The sequence below is a fragment of the Peptostreptococcus sp. D1 genome (genome assembly GCF_900112955.1).
GTDB lineage: Bacteria > Bacillota > Clostridia > Peptostreptococcales > Peptostreptococcaceae > Peptostreptococcus.
Genome location: NZ_FONP01000002.1, coordinates 199,297 through 216,704, shown reverse-complemented (window position 1 = coordinate 216,704; position 17,408 = coordinate 199,297). Strand labels below are relative to the sequence as shown.

The 17,408-nt window shown below is 34.0% G+C and carries 18 protein-coding genes and 1 pseudogene; all 19 read left to right on the top strand.

Annotation, left to right across the window (positions count from 1 at the left end; genetic code table 11):
- Window position 1 precedes the first annotated feature (1 nt).
- The 19 genes and pseudogenes from BM120_RS03600 (at window position 2) to BM120_RS03505 (ending at window position 17,384) form a co-directional block, all read left to right on the top strand.
- Window positions 2-448 (top strand): phage tail tube protein, encoded by a 447-nt coding sequence (locus BM120_RS03600; protein WP_091993328.1) that lies wholly within the window; start codon window positions 2-4, stop codon window positions 446-448.
- An 11-nt stretch (window positions 449-459) separates the two neighbouring features.
- Window positions 460-897: a phage tail assembly chaperone gene (locus BM120_RS03595; RefSeq protein ID WP_091993326.1), complete on the top strand. Its 438-nt coding sequence runs from the start codon at window positions 460-462 to the stop codon at window positions 895-897.
- 17 nt (window positions 898-914) lie between these two features.
- Window positions 915-1,097 carry a hypothetical protein gene (locus tag BM120_RS03590; protein ID WP_091993325.1) on the top strand — a complete coding sequence of 61 codons (183 nt, stop codon included), beginning with the start codon at window positions 915-917 and terminating at the stop codon, window positions 1,095-1,097.
- A gap of 75 nt (window positions 1,098-1,172) precedes the next feature.
- Entirely contained in the window at window positions 1,173-3,050 is a 1,878-nt protein-coding gene (locus BM120_RS03585; RefSeq protein ID WP_177187364.1) for a tape measure protein, read from the top strand.
- Window positions 3,051-3,053: 3 nt separating this feature from the next.
- Entirely contained in the window at window positions 3,054-3,734 is a 681-nt protein-coding gene (locus tag BM120_RS03580) for a LysM peptidoglycan-binding domain-containing protein (RefSeq protein ID WP_091993321.1), read from the top strand.
- Window positions 3,734-4,726 carry an XkdQ/YqbQ family protein gene (locus BM120_RS03575; protein ID WP_242941550.1) on the top strand — a complete coding sequence of 331 codons (993 nt, stop codon included), beginning with the start codon at window positions 3,734-3,736 and terminating at the stop codon, window positions 4,724-4,726. Before BM120_RS03580 ends, BM120_RS03575 begins: the two co-directional genes overlap by 1 nt.
- Window positions 4,727-4,748: 22 nt before the next feature.
- The gene (locus BM120_RS03570; RefSeq protein ID WP_091993320.1) at window positions 4,749-4,961 is read left to right on the top strand and encodes a hypothetical protein; all 213 of its coding nucleotides are present in this window, start codon (window positions 4,749-4,751) and stop codon (window positions 4,959-4,961) included.
- 77 nt (window positions 4,962-5,038) lie between these two features.
- Window positions 5,039-5,983, top strand: coding sequence for a recombinase family protein (locus BM120_RS03565; RefSeq protein ID WP_091993318.1), 945 nt, complete (start codon window positions 5,039-5,041; stop codon window positions 5,981-5,983).
- A gap of 13 nt (window positions 5,984-5,996) precedes the next feature.
- Window positions 5,997-6,617, top strand: coding sequence for a hypothetical protein (locus tag BM120_RS03560; RefSeq protein WP_091993317.1), 621 nt, complete (start codon window positions 5,997-5,999; stop codon window positions 6,615-6,617).
- A 299-nt stretch (window positions 6,618-6,916) separates the two neighbouring features.
- Window positions 6,917-7,123: a hypothetical protein gene (locus BM120_RS10690; RefSeq protein WP_143076508.1), complete on the top strand. Its 207-nt coding sequence runs from the start codon at window positions 6,917-6,919 to the stop codon at window positions 7,121-7,123.
- A 174-nt stretch (window positions 7,124-7,297) separates the two neighbouring features.
- Window positions 7,298-7,903: a recombinase family protein gene (locus BM120_RS03555; protein WP_091993315.1), complete on the top strand. Its 606-nt coding sequence runs from the start codon at window positions 7,298-7,300 to the stop codon at window positions 7,901-7,903.
- 275 nt (window positions 7,904-8,178) lie between these two features.
- Window positions 8,179-12,141, top strand: coding sequence for a Cna B-type domain-containing protein (locus BM120_RS10845; protein ID WP_177187363.1), 3,963 nt, complete (start codon window positions 8,179-8,181; stop codon window positions 12,139-12,141).
- Window positions 12,142-12,346: 205 nt separating this feature from the next.
- A pseudogene (locus BM120_RS10960) lies at window positions 12,347-12,415 on the top strand (sigma-70 family RNA polymerase sigma factor); the annotation flags it as partial.
- Window positions 12,416-12,614: 199 nt separating this feature from the next.
- A complete protein-coding gene (locus tag BM120_RS03530) occupies window positions 12,615-13,235 on the top strand; it encodes a TetR/AcrR family transcriptional regulator (protein ID WP_091993314.1) in 621 nt (206 codons plus the stop codon).
- A gap of 11 nt (window positions 13,236-13,246) precedes the next feature.
- Window positions 13,247-13,426 (top strand): P-loop NTPase family protein, encoded by a 180-nt coding sequence (locus tag BM120_RS03525; protein ID WP_091993312.1) that lies wholly within the window; start codon window positions 13,247-13,249, stop codon window positions 13,424-13,426.
- Between the two features lie 145 nt (window positions 13,427-13,571).
- Window positions 13,572-14,348 (top strand): ParA family protein, encoded by a 777-nt coding sequence (locus BM120_RS03520; protein WP_091993311.1) that lies wholly within the window; start codon window positions 13,572-13,574, stop codon window positions 14,346-14,348.
- Entirely contained in the window at window positions 14,341-15,306 is a 966-nt protein-coding gene (locus BM120_RS03515) for a ParB N-terminal domain-containing protein (RefSeq protein WP_091993309.1), read from the top strand. Before BM120_RS03520 ends, BM120_RS03515 begins: the two co-directional genes overlap by 8 nt.
- Before the next feature lie 99 nt (window positions 15,307-15,405).
- The gene (locus tag BM120_RS03510; protein WP_091993308.1) at window positions 15,406-16,275 is read left to right on the top strand and encodes a BRO-N domain-containing protein; all 870 of its coding nucleotides are present in this window, start codon (window positions 15,406-15,408) and stop codon (window positions 16,273-16,275) included.
- Window positions 16,276-16,373: 98 nt separating this feature from the next.
- Window positions 16,374-17,384 (top strand): replication initiator protein A, encoded by a 1,011-nt coding sequence (locus BM120_RS03505; RefSeq protein ID WP_091993306.1) that lies wholly within the window; start codon window positions 16,374-16,376, stop codon window positions 17,382-17,384.
- Window positions 17,385-17,408: the final 24 nt, after the last annotated feature.

The window sequence follows — 17,408 nt, the reverse complement described above, 5'->3', positions numbered from 1 at the left end:
TATGGCAGATAAAGAACAAGTAAAACAGATACTAGGTACTGATGGTATAAGTGGTACTTTCGGTGAGCTGTGGTTAGATGGGGAATATGTTGCAGAACTTGAAGGGTTTCAAGCTAAAATAGATTTTAAAAAGACGGCAATACCAAGACCAAGACAAATGATAGACGCCCATAAAACAACAGGAGCAGAGGGTAAAGGGTCTTGCACTATGACTAAGGTTTCATCAAGAATGACAAAGTTGATTGGTGTTAGAATGAAAGAGCAAAAAACAATTAGTTTTGAAATTATATCTAAGCTTGATGACCCTGATAATGTGGGAGCTGAAAGAATTAGATATATGGGAGTGCAATTTGATGACTTAACCCTTGCTGACTTTAAAAATGGAGAGGTTGGAAAAATAGAAGCCCCATTTACATTTGATGATTTTGACCCAATAGATTTGATATAAGGAGATAAAAAATGAGTGAAAAAAATGTTAATTTGATTGATTTATTGCTTAGTAAAGATAGAGATGATTTTTTAGTTAAAAAAGAGGAAATAGAAATAGATAGCTTGTCTAGAATGTTTAATCAACCTTTTATCATTGAAATGCGTAGGATGAGTTTGGAGCAAGAAGCAGAGCTTGAAGAGTATGGTTACAAGCTTAAGATGGCAGACAAAGGGAAGCTAGAAATGGCTGAAAATAATAGGATGAGAAAGTTGCTGACTTTAGTTTATTCTGTATTCTATAATGGTGAAGCACTATTTAAAAATAAAGAACTTATAAGCAAGTTTAAGGTAGGGACACCAACTGATCTCGTATTAGTTTTGCTTACCCCAGACGAAATAGATTTATTATATGCTGCATATGATAATTTAATTAATAATATACCAAAGGAAGATGAAATAAAAAACTAATTGAGGTGGATGATGAATTGCGTACTTTTTACTATTTCTGGAAGTACGCAAGACTGACTCCATCTGAATTATATAAAAAAAAGAAATCAGATATTGGTGAATATAGAATGATGAAGGCATTTCTATTCAAAGAAATAGAAGATAGATTAGACGAGAAAAAATATCAACTTTGCCCTTTTATGGTGGGAGAAAGGGGGTAGTAGATGGCAACAAATACAACAGAATTGAAAGCTAGGTTTAAAGCTGAAGATTTAATGACTAAAGAATTAAAGCGGATGCAAGCGGAGCTTAGAAAATTTAAAAAGGAAACGAAAGAAATTGAAAAAGCCAATAAGGAATTTGATAAGAGCTTGAAAGGTAATAAAAAATTAAAAGTGGATGGTAAGGATGCTAAAAAACAAGTTGATGAAGTATCAAAGAAGTACAAATCTTTTGGTGATATGATAAAAAAATCGAATAAGATACCTATTGAAGTAAAAGATTTAGCATCTAAAGGGTTGGATGCCATCGGTGGTAAGCTTAATAAGCTAGGACCACTTGGAAGTATCCCACTTAAACTTTTAGGAAAACATCCCGTGTTGGCTGGAATAGGATTGATAAGCCTTGGGATTGGGAAACTTGCTAAAAGTGCATATAACGATATTAAAGTGAAATTAAACGATATGACCCAATGGGGAATACAGAAGATTCAGCAAGGTCTTAATAGCCTTAAAGATAAGGTCATAAAAGTTACAATTGACGGATATAATAATTATTCGGATTACAAAGCTAGGGCAAGTTCACTTGATAGAGGTGGTATGAGTATTGGTGGATATGATAGTCTAGTCCAGGGTGTAGCTAGAAATTCACGATCAAATTTATCTGATGTTAGAAATGGTATGACTAAGCTTATGCAGATGTCACCTGATGTGTTTGGCGGTAAACCTCAAGAAGCTGCTAAATTCTACCAAACTGCTATGCAATCATTTAGAAAAGGTGGTTCATCAGGAGAAGAAGCAAGTTCAGCAATGTATCAGTTAAATCAAGGTTTGGCAAGTGGTACACTCCAAGGTGATGAACTTAGAACGATAAGGGAGTCAGCTCCACTAATGGCGAAAATGATTGAAAAAGAAGTTGGAATGGGCATTAAGGAAGCCGGGAAAGAGGGTCTTCTTACTGCTGATTTAGTTAAACGTGCAATTCTTAAAAATTCAGAACAGGTAAATAAAGAATTCCAAAATATACCTATGAACTTCAAAGATGCTTGGGTAATAGCAAATAACTTACTAGAATCAAAAGTATATACACCTATGTATGAAAGAATGCAAAAGATTTTCGACAGTCAAATAGTTAAGGATTTCTTTAGCGGTTTGTTTACAGATGCAGAAAAAGCTATTGACGGACTATGGAAGTTATTAGATATTACTAATTTTGGGGGTATCGATTTTAGTAAGCTAAAAACGGCAGCGAAGCCAATAACGGATATGCTGGATGATGTTTATAATCATATTATTACTAATTCTCCGGAAGCACAAGAAGCCATAAATATGTTTGGTCAACAGGTAAATGGTGCATTTGAAGGAATGGGGGATGTATTCCAATTTTTCAAAGGTGTAGCTGAAGATGTGTTTAAATTTTTGAAAGAAAATCCTGATTTTATAAAAAATGCAATAAAATTATTGGCATCTGATTGGGAGAAAAAATGGCAATTAATGCAGGTGAAACTTAAACTTGCTGATAAAGTAATATTACCACTATTAACTGGGATTAATAATGCTATCAGCGGTATCGTTGGCGCATTAAAAGATGTTATGCAATGGTGGGATAAAACTATCAATCATATGAGAAATACCAACTTTGAGGGGCTTAATGGCTTAGATGGTTTCCAAACAGGCAGTAGTAGCGGTGGCATAGGTGTAGACAACAGTGGAGTACCCTCATATGCGAGAAGAGCTATGGGACAGTCAAGAATACCCTATGACAACTACCCAATTAGAGCTCATCAAGGGGAAAAATTACTGACAAAACGAGAGGCAAATGAGTATGAAAATAGAGATCAAGAACGTATTGTGATAAATATAAATGATATTACAGTAAGAGAAGAAGCCGATATTGATTTATTAGTTAGTAGACTTGTAAAAAGAATGAAATTGGCTAAAGCAGGGGGTGTATAAAACTTGGAAGTATATCTAAATTCAAATACTGAAAATTTAAGATTTCCGGTTATACCGTCAGAGATAGGGAAAAATATCAATGCTGATATCTCAGGGGAAAATATAGTAAAAAAAGGGAAGGTAAATATCTTTAATGGATATGAGCCTTCCTCGATTAGTTTATCCAGTTTTTTCCCACATGAGGGTGCTAATTATCAATTTATAGATGGACCTACAACAGACCCATATAGTTACGTTAATAAGCTAGAAAAATGGTGTAGAGATGGGGAAAGACTTAGATATATTGTGACATCGACACCTATTAACATACCTGTAAGAATAAGCCATTTTGAGTTTCTTGAAAAAGATGGAAGTGGGGATGTATATTTCACATTAGAGTTAAAGGAAGATGAAGATATCATTATTCCAGAATGGACACCTCCGAACACCTCAAAGAGTTCAAATCCATCAAATACAGTTCCAAATAAAGTGTATTCGAGAAACCTAGAAAAAAATGAGTTAAGTAAAAGCTCTAAAATACATACTGTAAAGCATGGTGAATATCTATTTATGATTGCACAGAAATATTACGGTAATGGCTCTAAATATAAAAAGATAACATCAAATGCAGAGAATTTAAAGAAGTACCCACAATTAAAAAAATCTAATGTAATATATAGTGGTTGGAAGTTGGTGATACCTTAATGAAGTATAAAAATGAAGACATAGAACTAATAGTTCACATTAGACAAGGTAAATTTTATAAACTATCTAGCGTACTATCATCTGTTACCTGGAGTGGGGATATTAAATCCCCATCTAGGTGTTTGGAGTTTTCATTTATCCAAGCAGTAAATGACTCAAAAATACAACAAATAGGTATAGTAGAAGGCTCTACTTGTTGTTTTTATGTAGGTGGAAAAGAGATATTCAGAGGAACTATAATAGATATTGATAAATCAAATACAGATAATCGTCTATCTATGACGGCTTTTGATATAGGCTTCTTATTGAGTAAGGATCAAGTAAGTTATAATTTTGTAAACACAACAGCTTGTGATATTGCAAAAGCGGTGTTTAAGGGAAAAGACGGTCAACATGCTTTAGCTTATGGTAAGCTTGCACCTGCTGAAACTAAAATTACAAAGCTGTTTATTGGTGCTACTAGATATGATGTTATAATGAGTGCGTATACAGAGCATTCTAAGAAAGATAAAGCTCATAAAAAATACATGATTGAAGTTGATTTGGATAAGTTTAACGTCGTTGAAAAAGGTATAGTTAAATTGAAGCTTATGTTTGAGGAGTCAAGCAATATAGAATCAGCTAGCTATAAAATATCGATGAATGATATGGTAAGTAGGGTATTGGTTGTTGATGAAAAAGGAAACAAGGTAAAAGAAAAAATCGATCCACAGCTAAAAAAATTATATCATTATATAACTAAGGTTATTGAACAAGGAAAGGATAAGGCTTTATCTGATGATGAAATTAAAAATGAATTAAAGGGTCCTGAAAAAACTTGTAGTATTTCAGGATTTGGCAATATAGATTGTAAATGTGGCTACAAGGTACAGGTTAAGGATAGCTTTACAGGATTAGTTGGAGAGTTCTATATTGATAAAGATAAACATACATGGTCAGGTGGTAAATATAGTGTTCATGTGGAGACCATAGTTCTTCTGTCAAGGAAGTAAGAAGAAAAGTTGTATAAAAGCCTTGAAATCAAAAGGTTTAGAGAAAAATGCAGAGGTTTGGACAGAGGGGTTACATTGTGATTTTAGAGCATTTGACAATAGTTCTGACCACTGGAAAATAGAGGGGTGTGGCAACAGAACTGCTTTTTTTGCTTGGTGTAACAACGGTACTATTGTTTTTGAGGTGTTTTTAGGGTGTGTGACTATAGAACTGTTGTCAAATTTTTTTGATTAAGAATTACGATAATAGACTAATAATCATTATGCTAAATTAGCAATTTAATTATACTAAATTTGAAAGGGGACTCGAGTGTGGATGAACTAAATAGAATTCATGAAAATATAACAGTGATACAACCTCGTAGAGTGATTAAGGATTATGCTGTTGGTATCTACGCTCGTGTGAGTACAAACCGTAAGGAACAAATGGAAAGTTTGTCTACACAAGTATCAGGACTCACTAGATTGGCGGTAGCTCATAGGACTTGGTTTGTAGCAGATATTTTTTTAGATGTTGCTTCTGCTAAAACAGGAACATCAAGAATAGAATTCAATAGAATGATAAGTGAATGTGAAAAAGGAAATATCGATATTATACTTACAAAAAGTATTAGTCGTTTTGGACGTGACACACAGGAATGTCTGGAAGCCATACGAAAGATTCGTGCAGCGGGCAAAAGAATTATTTTTGAACGAGATAAGATTGACACAGAAGCAATAGGCGATGAATTGCTTATAAGTGTGATTGAAGCTTGTGAACAGTCTGAGAATGAATGGAGAAGTGAAAATATACGTTGGGGGCTGAAGAGGAAAGCAGAGAACGGTACATCAGGATTATATAATCGTCCTTGCTATGGATACAAAAAAGATAAATATGGAATGCTAGTTATTGATGACGAACAAGCTAAAGTCGTCAGAGATATTTTTAATTGGTATCTGGAGGGGTGTAGCATAGGTGGAATTATAAAGAGATTGGAAACAAACGGTATTAAATCGCCAAAAGGAAAAGAACGCTGGAGCAAAAAAGGAATTGAATCCACATTAACAAGGCAGAAGTATACAGGAGATGTGGCAATTGCTGATTCCGGCGGCTCCGAGAATCAGTATTTGAATAAGGAACACCATGAGGGAATAATATCAAAAGAGCAATTTGAAGCAGTTCAACTTGAGATGGAGTCCCGCAGCAATGTGGAAGTTTTAGAAGATGGAACAGTGCGTAGAAAGAATAAAAAATATAGCTCGAAGAGAGGAAAATAATAGGAGGATACATATGGGAGATAAATATTCTAAGTCAAATATTAATAATTTTTCAGGAAATGTTTTTAATGGACCTACTAATATCGTGACAGGAAATAACAAATTTAGTGAACATGAAGAAGATAGGATTGCGAAATATACACCAGATCCTGTTTGGAGAAGTCCTATAACAATGGCATTACTTTCATGGATGGGATTTTTCATTTCATTGATAGGGGTTTTTCCAATGTATAAAACATTTGAACCTGTAATTAATTTATTGACCAACAAGAGTAATCAAGTTAACACAAACAATAATATATATGCCGTAATTTTTGCTGTAACAATGCTAGTTTTGGTGCTGATATTCTGGTTAAGGAGTATCACAAAAAAAGAAACTAGACACCCCTTATTCTTTAATTATGCGATAAGTGGACTTGGAAGGAAGATTACAATAGAAAAAATTCATATTGAAAAATGTCCTATATGTGGTGGAAAAATGAAATACTTCAATAAACCAGTAGAGTGGATAGATGTATTAAATTCAGATGGAAAAATAAAGCGTGAAGTTACAAAAAGAGTGGCTGCATTACAGTGTAAAAGAAATTCAGAACATTGGTATGAAGTGGATCCGGCTGCAGATAAATTAAAATAGGTTTAGTGAAAATAAGTATATTATTATTTTAAAGTTGCGACTATATGCAAATTAAAAAATGTCAGTTGATGCTGGGTAGATATTTCGAGCGATAAATCTCTGAAAAAGATTAATAATTTCTATATTATGTAAAATAGCCTAATCAAAAATTATATGATTGAAACAATAGAAATGTTATAGTTATGATAAAATCAATGGGTTTTGCAGAGATATTTAATTTTCCAAAATAGCCTAATAATCTCATGTGGAGACTATAGTTCTTCTGTCAAGAAAGTAAGGAAAAAAAGCATAGAAAAGCCTTGAAATCAAAAGGTTTAGAGAAAAATACAGAAGTTTGGACAACGAGTTTATACTATGATTTTAGAGCGTTTGACAATAGTTCTGACCACTGGGAAATCAGAGGTCGTAGCAATAGAACTACTTTTTTTGCTTGGTGTAACAACAGGACTATTGTTTTTAAGGTGTTTTTAGGGTGTGTGACTATAGAACTGTTGTCAAGGAAGTAAAAATTAAGATTGTTAAAGCAGAATAACCCTCATAAACTTACAGAGTAAGAATCAAAGAAGCTCAATGGATAACAAAATCCAAAAGGCTTCTTTTTCTTTTTCAAAAATAAAAAGGTCTTTCTTAAGGTATCCGTATAATATCTAATTTATGAATAAAGAAACGGAGGGATATATATGAAATACGGATATATTAGAGTATCGACAAAGGAACAAAATATAGACAGGCAATTAACTGCTATTTTGAAAGAGGGAGTAGAAATGAATAAAATTTATATCGACAAGGCAAGCGGGAAAGACTTTAACCGCAGGAAATATAAAAAGCTCATCAGAAAACTAAAATCGGGAGATGAGCTATATATTAAATCCATAGACAGACTGGGAAGAAACTATGATGAAATTATTAAGGAATGGAATCTAATTACCAAAGAGAAAAATGCTGAAATCATCGTACTTGATTTTCCTCTTCTTGATACAAGAACAAAGGTAAGTGATATAACCGGAAAGTTTATAGCCGATATTGTCTTACAGATATTATCCTATGTAGCTCAGATAGAAAGAGAAAATACCCATCAAAGACAGATGGAAGGGATAAGAGAAGCCAAGAAAAGAGGAGTAAAATTCGGCAGAAGTAAAAAAGATATTCCTAAAGAATTTGAGAATATGGCTAATAAATGGAGCAAAAAAGAAATAGGCTTAAGAGCCGGAGCCAAAGAACTTGGTGTAAGCCATACTACCTTTTCCAACTGGCTGAAGGAAAGAGGATATACAAGAGAAAAATGAAAAAGAACCTGTGATAAGGTTCAAAAGTCGTAATCAAAATATAATTGTAGTAAATCGTCAAAAAAAGTAGACTTTAATTTACAGACAAAAACCTATAAATTAAGTGCTGCCTAACATCTACCAAAAGTCGTCAAATCCATAGTGAATCACACAACAAACCTATTTTAATCATTATACCAGAAAATGGCACGCAAAGTCTAACATTATTGACATTTAAAGTCTAAGTTTATTTCCAGAGATTGAAGCAATAAACAAAGGAAGGAGATAGAAAACAGATGAAAAAAAGAGGTAACATACAAAAGCTAACTTCATTCTTCTTAGTTTTTGTTATGCTTTTAGGTATGTTTATACCAATTGAAACTGTATTTGCGGAGAACAAGGAAGTTCAAGTTAACATTACAGATTTTAGTATCACAAATTCAGAAGGTGTTGTACCACCTGATGGGTATTTTTCCAACTCATTATTTAAGTTGAACTATAAGTGGGATGCTTCAAGTCATGGAAATGAACTACACGAAGGAGATTACTTTGAAATAGACTTACCGGATCAGTTTAAATTTCCACCAGAGTCATCATACTGTAATTTTGATATAAATGCTCCTTCAGGGGAGTTGATGGCAAGGGCTGTTATTACACCGCAAGAACCCGGTGGCGGTAAAATTAAAGTAACCTTTACAAGCTATGTCAATGATAAGTTCAATATAACTGGAGATATGCACTTAACAGCAAGATGGAATACAACATCATATCCTGTCGAGCAGGAGGGTGAATACGAAATTGCTGTCGGTTCTTTTAATCCGCATATTACATTAAAACCATATGTGCCACCACAATATGGAAATGAGATTCTTTATAAAGTTTCAGGGCAAACATTAACAAGTGACAGTCTGGTCAGATGGAGAATCCGAATAAACGCAAAGCAAGGTGATTTGAACAATGTTATTATCAAAGATACATTGGAAGTGGAAGATCCGGGAAGTCCAGAAGGCATTGAGTATGTGGCAGGTGAGTTTGTTTTATATGAAATAGTCTTTGAAGATGGTAAACCTGTTGAAAAAAATCCTGTAAATGTAAGTAATCAAGTCACATTATCTTCAGATAAAAGAAGTTTCACTTATAGCATGGGAAATCTTGATGGGAAAGCCTATATGCTGCATTATCGTTCAACATATAGACAAGGACTTAAATTAAAAAATACAGCTGAACTTACAAGCACAGAAACAGGGAAAATTGTACAAAGTCAGTTTCAAGATGCAGAAAGTGGCGGTGGCGGACAAGGAAATTTAACGAGCAAGATTAAAATCGTTAAAGTTGCTGAAGATAATGAAGAAATTAAATTAAAAAATGCTAAATTTAAAATCACAAGAAAAGCCTCAGGAGCAACATTTGAGGTCATAACCGATTCAAATGGAGAAGCTGTTACTATGCAATTGATTCCGGGAGAGTATGAAATAGAAGAAATAGCCGCACCGGATCATTATTTGGTTGACAACACGAAATATACAGTGGTCGTTACATCTGATAATCTTGAGATAAAAACAATCACAAACGAACCGGAGAAAATAGACATTAAAGTCCAAAAGAAATGGATAGGACCGGTAGGTTCTGAAGTTACAGTTGTTTTGAAAGCAGATGGAGTACCGGTTGCTGAACATAAACTGTCTGCTCCTGATTGGGAATATACTTTTACAAACCTTAGAAAATACAATGCTAAAACAGGTGAAGAAATTAAATACATTGCAGAGGAAAAAGATGTCTTGCAGGGGTATACTCCATCTATTTCAGGTTCAATAGGAGATGGCTTTATCATAACAAATACCAATAATGAAAAGGTAGATATTCCTGTAGAAAAGAAATGGGTAGGACCAGCAGGTGATTCTGTAGTCGTACAGGTTAAAGCCGAAGGTAGTAATGATGTAGTAGCAGAATATGAGCTTAAGGCAAATGAAAATTGGGAACATATCTTTACAGGACTTGATAAATACGCACCGGACGGCACGCTTATTAAATACAAGGTAGTAGAGAAAAATGTTCCAAATGGATATAAAGTTTCTTACGAAAAAGATCCAACAGGCAAGTGGGTTATCACCAATACCAATGTTGAAAAAACAGAAGTTTCTGTAAAAAAGAAATGGATAGGAGCAGAAAGAGATTCTGTACTTGTAGAGCTTAGAGCTGAAGGTAGCAACGATGTAATAAAAGAATATGAACTCAAGAAAAGTGAAGGTTGGAAGCACACCTTTACGGGACTTGATAAGTATACAGCGGACGGTACGCTTATTAAATATAAGGTGGTAGAGAAGAATGTTCCGCAAGGTTATGCAGCTACCTATGAACAGGAATCTGACAACTTATGGATTATTAAGAATACACAAGATAAAACAGAGGTAAAAGTAACCAAAGAATGGGAAGGTGTAACAGGAAATCATCCGACAATCAAATTACAGCTTCTAAAGAACGGACAAAATGAGGGGAGTCCGATTGAATTAACAAACGGAACAACCACATATACTTGGACCGACCTTGATAAAACAGATGCACAAGGAAATGAATATAACTACACAGTAAAAGAAGTAGGAGAAACAGCTAATTCCATTCAGCTTAATGGAGATTGGTATAAGGTTAGCTACGGAGGCAACACACAAGATGGACTAACAGTTACCAACAAAAAACTTTCCCCTTGGACACCGATGATACCACCTACAAGAGATATTAAGGTAACTAAAGAGTGGAAAGACATTTCAGGAAGTAATTTGAATGAAGCTCCTGTTGATAAGATTAAAGTAGAACTATATAAAGACGGAATTGCCACAGGAGATATAAAAGAGCTTACAAAGGATAATAACTGGACGGTAACTTTTGAAAAACTGAAAGTCTATGAGTCAATAGAAAATCCTACCATTCATAAGTATACCGTTAAAGAAGTAGGGGAAGTTGGATCAGCTATTCAATTCAATGATAAATGGTTCGGAGTAAGCTATGACGGAACTATGGCAGATGGTTTTACCATTACCAACAAAGAAAAGACGCCATGGACACCGATGATACCACCAACAAGAACTATCAAGGTAACAAAGGCATGGGACCTTCTTGCAGGAAACAATATACCTGATACAAAGATAGAAGTAGAACTATATAAGGACGGAGACGCTACAGGCAAGAAACTTGAACTGACAAAAGATAATAACTGGACAGGAGAGTTTAAGAACCTTGAAGTGGCAGACGGACTTGGAAGTACCAACTACTATAAATATACTGTCAAAGAAGTAGGGGAAATTGGTTCTGCTATTCAGTTTGATGGTAAGTGGTTCGGAGTAAGTTATGACGGAACTATGGCAGATGGTTTTACCATTACCAACAAAGAAAAGACGCCATGGACACCAATGGAGCCACCAACAAGAACTATCAAGGTTACTAAGGAATGGAAAAATGATAATGGAAATGTTTTAACTGCTCCTGTTGAAAAAGTTGAAGTAGAACTATACAAAGATGGAGTAGCCACAGGAAAGAAACTTGAACTAACAAAGGATAATAACTGGACAGGAGAGTTTAAGAACCTTGAAGTAGCAGATGGACTTGGAAGCACCAATTATTACCAATATACAGTAAAGGAAATCGGAGAAACAACAGGTTCCATTAAACTTGATGGTAAGTGGTTTAAGGTAAGTTATAGCGGAAGCATGAAAGACGGCTTTACCATCACTAATCAAAAGGAAAAACCATGGACACCTATGGAACCTCCAATTAGGGAAGTCAAGGTAACAAAGCTGTGGAAAGACCATAAAGGAAACACCATTACAGCTCCAACGGAAAAAATTACCGTAGAACTATATAAAGATGGTAATCCTACAGGAAAAACACTTGAATTAAATGCAGGTAATAACTGGAGCGGAGTATTCAAAAATCTTGCAGTGGCAAATGGACTTGGAAGTACAGACTACTACAAATACACAGTTAAAGAAGTAGGAGAAGATGGTAATGCCATTAAATTTGATGGCAAGCAGTATAAGGTAGTCTATGGAGGAAGCATGAAAGATGGGCTTACTATCACTAATGAGAAAGAAACTCCACCAACACCACCAAATACTGAAAAACCGAAAGTACCAAACACAAGTACAAACAATAGCTTACCTAAAACAGGAGATGGAGCAAACCTATCCCTATATGCTTGGTTGATGTTCGCTTCAGGAAGTTTACTTATTCTGTTAGGTATTAGAAAAAGAAAACACGCAAAGTAAAATTTGTATTATGGGAATGGAGACAAAGAAGTGAAAACAATAACAAAGATTTTTAAGTAATCAAGACCGAAAACTGAATAAAGACCATACAACAAAGGACAATTTCCTTGTTGTAATCGGAGGACTTTTTACGCCAAAGTGTAGAAGTCCTCCTTTTTTATTCTCAAAAACCAAAATCAGAGAGCAGAAAAAGGAGGAACGCACAATGGATAAAAAAGAATATTACATCTATGTCAAAGGGAAAGCTATACCTGTCAGTGAAGAAGTTTACAAATGAGAGAATAGAAAAACAGGAAAAATTAAAGGTTTTAAAAAGAGAGGGAATACCAGTGAAGTTAGCGTGAAAAATATACGAAACCTTTACTCAGGACTTGTTAGATTACACTAACTGCTGTATAATCAATAATATAATTATCGATTATGATATTATTGATTATAAAAACATGGTATTTTTAACACGAGGAGGAATGAACATGGCTAATAAAAATCATGAACTGGATAAACCAATTATAGAAGCTGCTAAAATAGAATTTTTGAAAAATGGATTTCAAGCTACCGCAATAAGTAATATTGCTAAAAAAGCAGGAGTTACAACCGGGGCTATATATACGAGATACAAAGGAAAGGATGAACTTTTTTATAGTCTGATTGAAGATTTTTTAGAAGCTTTGAATAGAGAGGTGAAAGATAATAGAGCATCATATATGAATTATCGCACAGATAAAAATTTTGAAGATTTTTTGAAGAATATAGAGAAAGAAACTGCAAGGTATATAGATCTTCTGTTTGAATATTATGAGGAATGTAAACTTTTGCTATGTTGCAGCAAAGGAAGCTCCGTTGAGGCTATGTTTGATGAAATGATGAAAAATAAAATATTTCAAACAAAGACATTTATAAAGGAAAACATTGACTCAGATATAAGTGAGATGAAATTGGATTTAGTGGAACTTTTAATGAGTCAACAATTCAATATCTATGCCTTAATTATCAAAAAAGGATATAGCAAGGATGAAACTATTGAATATGTAAAAATGCTGGGGGAATTTATTGGAGCAGGTTGGAAAAAGATTTTTAATGAATTTATAAAATAAGGGTTGAATTTATGAGTCGTATAACTGATAGAAGTGAAGATATTTTGGATTTTAAAATAGACTTTGCTTATGAAGGAAAAAAAGAAAAGACATTAGATAATGTAAAAGGAACTATATCAAAAGGTCAATGTGTAGTACTTTGTGGCGAAAGTGGGTGTGGGGATAATGCTATAATGATGACAGTACAATAAATCCAAGAAAAATCAAGGGTTAAAGGCTTCCACAAAACTTTTAAACTTTGATGATGGATAGACTGTCATCATTTTTTATACTCAAAATTTGTATAAAAGTATAGCATAAAATGAAATCTCTGTATAGAGAAGAAGGGGGCATACTATGGCAGAAATTATCACCGTTGCCAATCGAAAAGGTGGAGTTGGAAAAACAACGACAACATTAAATCTTGCGTATTCATTAAAAGAACTCGGCAAAAAAGTATTCGTCATTGACCTTGATCCGCAAGCTAATCTCACAAGATGCTTTGGCATAGAAAATGCCAATGAACTTACAGAAACCATAGGACATCTGTTAATGGCAGAATTAGAGGAAGAAAACTACTTGGCGAAGGGATATATCCTATCCTATGATGGCATAGACTTTATTCCATCAAGCATTTATCTATCCGTTACAGAAACGCAGATGAAAGCAGAAACCGGAAGTGAACGAATCCTATCAAGCATCCTTGAACCTATACGAGAGCAGTATGACTACATCCTGATAGACACTTCTCCATCGCTGAATATCTTGACCATCAATGCACTTTGTGCATCGGATAGTGTGCTTATTACAGCAGATACACAGTTGTTTGCAATCGTCGGAATCAGTGAACTTTTAAAAACCATTCAAAAAATTAAAAAGAGGGTCAACGCAAGTCTAAAGGTAAAAGGCATCTTGCTTACCATGTGCGATAACAGGACAAATCTTTCAAAACTCCTTACTCAGCAGGTGGAAGAAATGTATCAGGGAAAGGTAGAGGTATTTCAAACCAAAATCCCCAAAACAGTCAAAGTGGGTGAATCCATATACAGCGGTCAAAGTATAAAAAAATATGCAAAAGGCAGCAGCGTAGATATTGCATATGACAATTTGGCAAAGGAGATCTGCTATGAGTAAAAAACTTGTGAAAAGAGAAATAACCGATGCGGTCGATATTTTACTGGATGATGTAGGTGTCTTGGAACAGGGGGATATACAGGATATAGAAATTGACTTGTTGGAAGCTTACCACGACCATCCATTTACCCTATACACCGGCAAGAGACTGGAGGATATGGTAGATAGTATAAGAGAAAACGGAATACTTAATCCAATTATCGTACTCAAAAAAGAAGATGGAGCTTATGAAATACTCTCCGGACATAACAGAGTGAATGCAGCCAGACTTGCCAATCTAAAAACCGTTCCCTGTATCGTCAAAGAACATCTTTCCGAAGAAGAAGCCTATACCTATGTGATAGAAACCAATCTGATGCAACGATCCTTTTCCGACCTGCTACCAACCGAAAAAGCTCTTGTCCTTAAAGTGCGATATGAAAAAATAGCAAGTCAGGGCAAGAGGAACGATTTACAAAAAGAGATAAACAATTTAGATAGGGGTATTATAGAAAAGGAAAGCAAAGCGGAAGATAAAACAGACAGCAGAAAATCACTCGGAAAAGAATATCATCTTTCGGGGGCATCTATTGCAAGATATTTAAGATTAAATGAATTGTCTGATTCTTGGAAACAAGATGTTGATAACGAAAAAATAGGACTGACAATGGCAGTAGATTTATCCTATCTTCCAAAAGAGATACAGGATTATCTGTATCAGCAGTATGAAGAATTGGAATTAACCTTAAAATCAAGCGATACTAAAGCACCTCATTTGATGAACAGACAAGAAGAACTGAATAAGGAGATGATTACAACATACTTGCTGAACTTGAAAAAACCGAAGATGAAAGAGTATCAGAATATCAAGTTATCTCAGAGTATTTATCAAAAATTCTTTCAAGATAAAGCGAAAGAAGAAGCAGAAGGGATTATAGAAAAAGCACTGGAAATTTACTTTAAAGAGTATCTCCGTTAGCAGAAAGACAAGATTACAAATTTAGGGTATAATATAAGGTGCTAAAGAGGTAAAAAAAGAGCTTATTTAACAGGATAATATATAAAAGAGGTAGATGTAATGGATGAAATAAAACTATATGAAAATAAAGAAATACGCTCTTTTTGGGATGAAGAAAAAGAAGAATGGTATTTTTCAGTAGTCGATGTAGTTGGAGTCTTGTCAGAAAGTAAAAATCCAACAGATTATCTCAAGAAGATGAGAAAACGTGATGAACAGTTAGCTTTCTACATAGGGACAAATTGTCCCCAGGTAGAAATGAAATCATCAAGTGGCAAAAAAAGAAAAATATTGGCGGGAAATATGAAAGATATTTTCCGTATTATTCAGTCCATTCCATCCCCAAAGGCAGAGCCTTTCAAATTATGGCTTGCGGAAGTAGGAAAAGAGCGAATTGATGAAATTGTTGATCCGGAACTTACTATTGACAGAGCCTTAGAAACATATTTGAAGAAGGGCTATTCAAGAGAGTGGATAAATCAAAGATTACAAGCTATTCAAGTAAGAAAGGAACTTACGGATGCTTGGGAGGATCATGGGATTGAAAAAGGAATTGAATATGCAATCCTTACCGATGAAATCACTAAAGCATGGTCCGGAATGACAACAAGAGGATACAAAAATCTAAAAGGACTGAAAAAGGAGAATTTAAGGGATAATATGACTACTCTTGAAGTAGTTCTCAATATGCTTGCAGAAGCCACGACAACAGAACTTACCAAAACGACCAATCCTAAAGGATTAGAAGAAAATAGAAAAGTTGCAAAAAGAGGAGGCAGTATAGCGGGCAATGCAAGAAAGGAAATTGAGAAAGAAACCGGAAAACCAGTTATCACTTCTAAAAATGCAGTAGATATGTCAAAACTTATAGAAGATGTTGTAAAAGACCCTATAATAGAAAATACAAATTCTGAAGATAAAACAGAGTAAAGATAACAACTAAAATTAAGATATTTTCAAAGAGATAGCAAAGAAGTTATCTCTTTTTTTGTTGCTAAAACAAATAAAAATACAGGAAGGAGGAAGTTATGAATATTAAATTTAGCTATTATTACGGAAAAGAAGCAGATCAATACTCCTTCTTTAAAATACCTAAAATTTTATATACAGACAGCATTTTTAAAACATTAAGTAGCGATGCAAAAGTTTTGTATGCTATTTTGCTCGATAGAATGAGCTTATCTATGAAAAATGGGTGGTTAGATGAAGAAAATAAAGTATTCATCATATTTACCATAGATGAAATAGAAGAAACTATGAATATAGGCAGAAACAAGGCAATCAATATTATGAAAGAAATACAAGATTTCGGACTGATAGAAAAGAAAAGAAGAGGGCTTGGAAAACCGAACATAATCTATGTCAAAAGTTTTCTTGTAGAAACAAAAGAAGAAAATAGGACAGCAGAAGAAGAAACTAGTGAAGATAGAAGTTTAAATGTTAAATTTCAAGAAGTTTCAAAAGTAAACTTACAGAAGTTTGAAAAACAAACTTCAAGAAATTTAGAAAACAAACCTCAAGAAGTTTCAAAAACAAACTGTAATAAGACTAATATAAATAAAACTAAAAAGAGTGAACCTGATATTAGTAAGACCACCTCCATAGATAAAACAGGATGTAAGAGAAAATTGAAAAAAGAGGAAGGAGGTCAAGTAGAAAAAATAATCAAGCAAAATATTTCATATTTAGATTTTATGGATAGAGATAGCCCTACAAAAGAAAATATAGATTTTGTCGTAGAAATTATGGTGGATGCAGTTGAAGGTAAAAGAGATTTGAAAATAAATCAGACTTGGATAAGTTATGAAAAAATTAGGGGAAGGTTATTAGAAATCAAAAAAGAGCATATAGAGTATATATTGTTAGTTCTAAAAGAAAATACATCTAAGATTACACATTTTAGAGCATATCTACTATCTATTATCTACAATGCTCCTATAAACATTATTTATTACAATAAACAGTCAACAAACACAGGAAATCTGGAGAATTATGCTGATGATGAAAGAATATGGCAAGATTTTTTAAAGGGAAAATGATTGAAAGGCTTAAAAAATAAAATT

Coding starts and splice junctions, on each gene's coding strand:
- BM120_RS10845 (WP_177187363.1), top strand. CDS start 8,179: ATGAAAAAAAGAGGTAACATACAAAAGCTAACTTCATTCTTCTTAGTT.
- BM120_RS03560 (WP_091993317.1), top strand. CDS start 5,997: ATGGGAGATAAATATTCTAAGTCAAATATTAATAATTTTTCAGGAAAT.
- BM120_RS03510 (WP_091993308.1), top strand. CDS start 15,406: ATGGATGAAATAAAACTATATGAAAATAAAGAAATACGCTCTTTTTGG.
- BM120_RS03600 (WP_091993328.1), top strand. CDS start 2: ATGGCAGATAAAGAACAAGTAAAACAGATACTAGGTACTGATGGTATA.
- BM120_RS03555 (WP_091993315.1), top strand. CDS start 7,298: ATGAAATACGGATATATTAGAGTATCGACAAAGGAACAAAATATAGAC.
- BM120_RS03530 (WP_091993314.1), top strand. CDS start 12,615: ATGGCTAATAAAAATCATGAACTGGATAAACCAATTATAGAAGCTGCT.
- BM120_RS03585 (WP_177187364.1), top strand. CDS start 1,173: ATGCAAGCGGAGCTTAGAAAATTTAAAAAGGAAACGAAAGAAATTGAA.
- BM120_RS03515 (WP_091993309.1), top strand. CDS start 14,341: ATGAGTAAAAAACTTGTGAAAAGAGAAATAACCGATGCGGTCGATATT.
- BM120_RS03520 (WP_091993311.1), top strand. CDS start 13,572: ATGGCAGAAATTATCACCGTTGCCAATCGAAAAGGTGGAGTTGGAAAA.
- BM120_RS03575 (WP_242941550.1), top strand. CDS start 3,734: ATGAAGTATAAAAATGAAGACATAGAACTAATAGTTCACATTAGACAA.
- BM120_RS03505 (WP_091993306.1), top strand. CDS start 16,374: ATGAATATTAAATTTAGCTATTATTACGGAAAAGAAGCAGATCAATAC.
- BM120_RS03525 (WP_091993312.1), top strand. CDS start 13,247: ATGAGTCGTATAACTGATAGAAGTGAAGATATTTTGGATTTTAAAATA.
- BM120_RS03595 (WP_091993326.1), top strand. CDS start 460: ATGAGTGAAAAAAATGTTAATTTGATTGATTTATTGCTTAGTAAAGAT.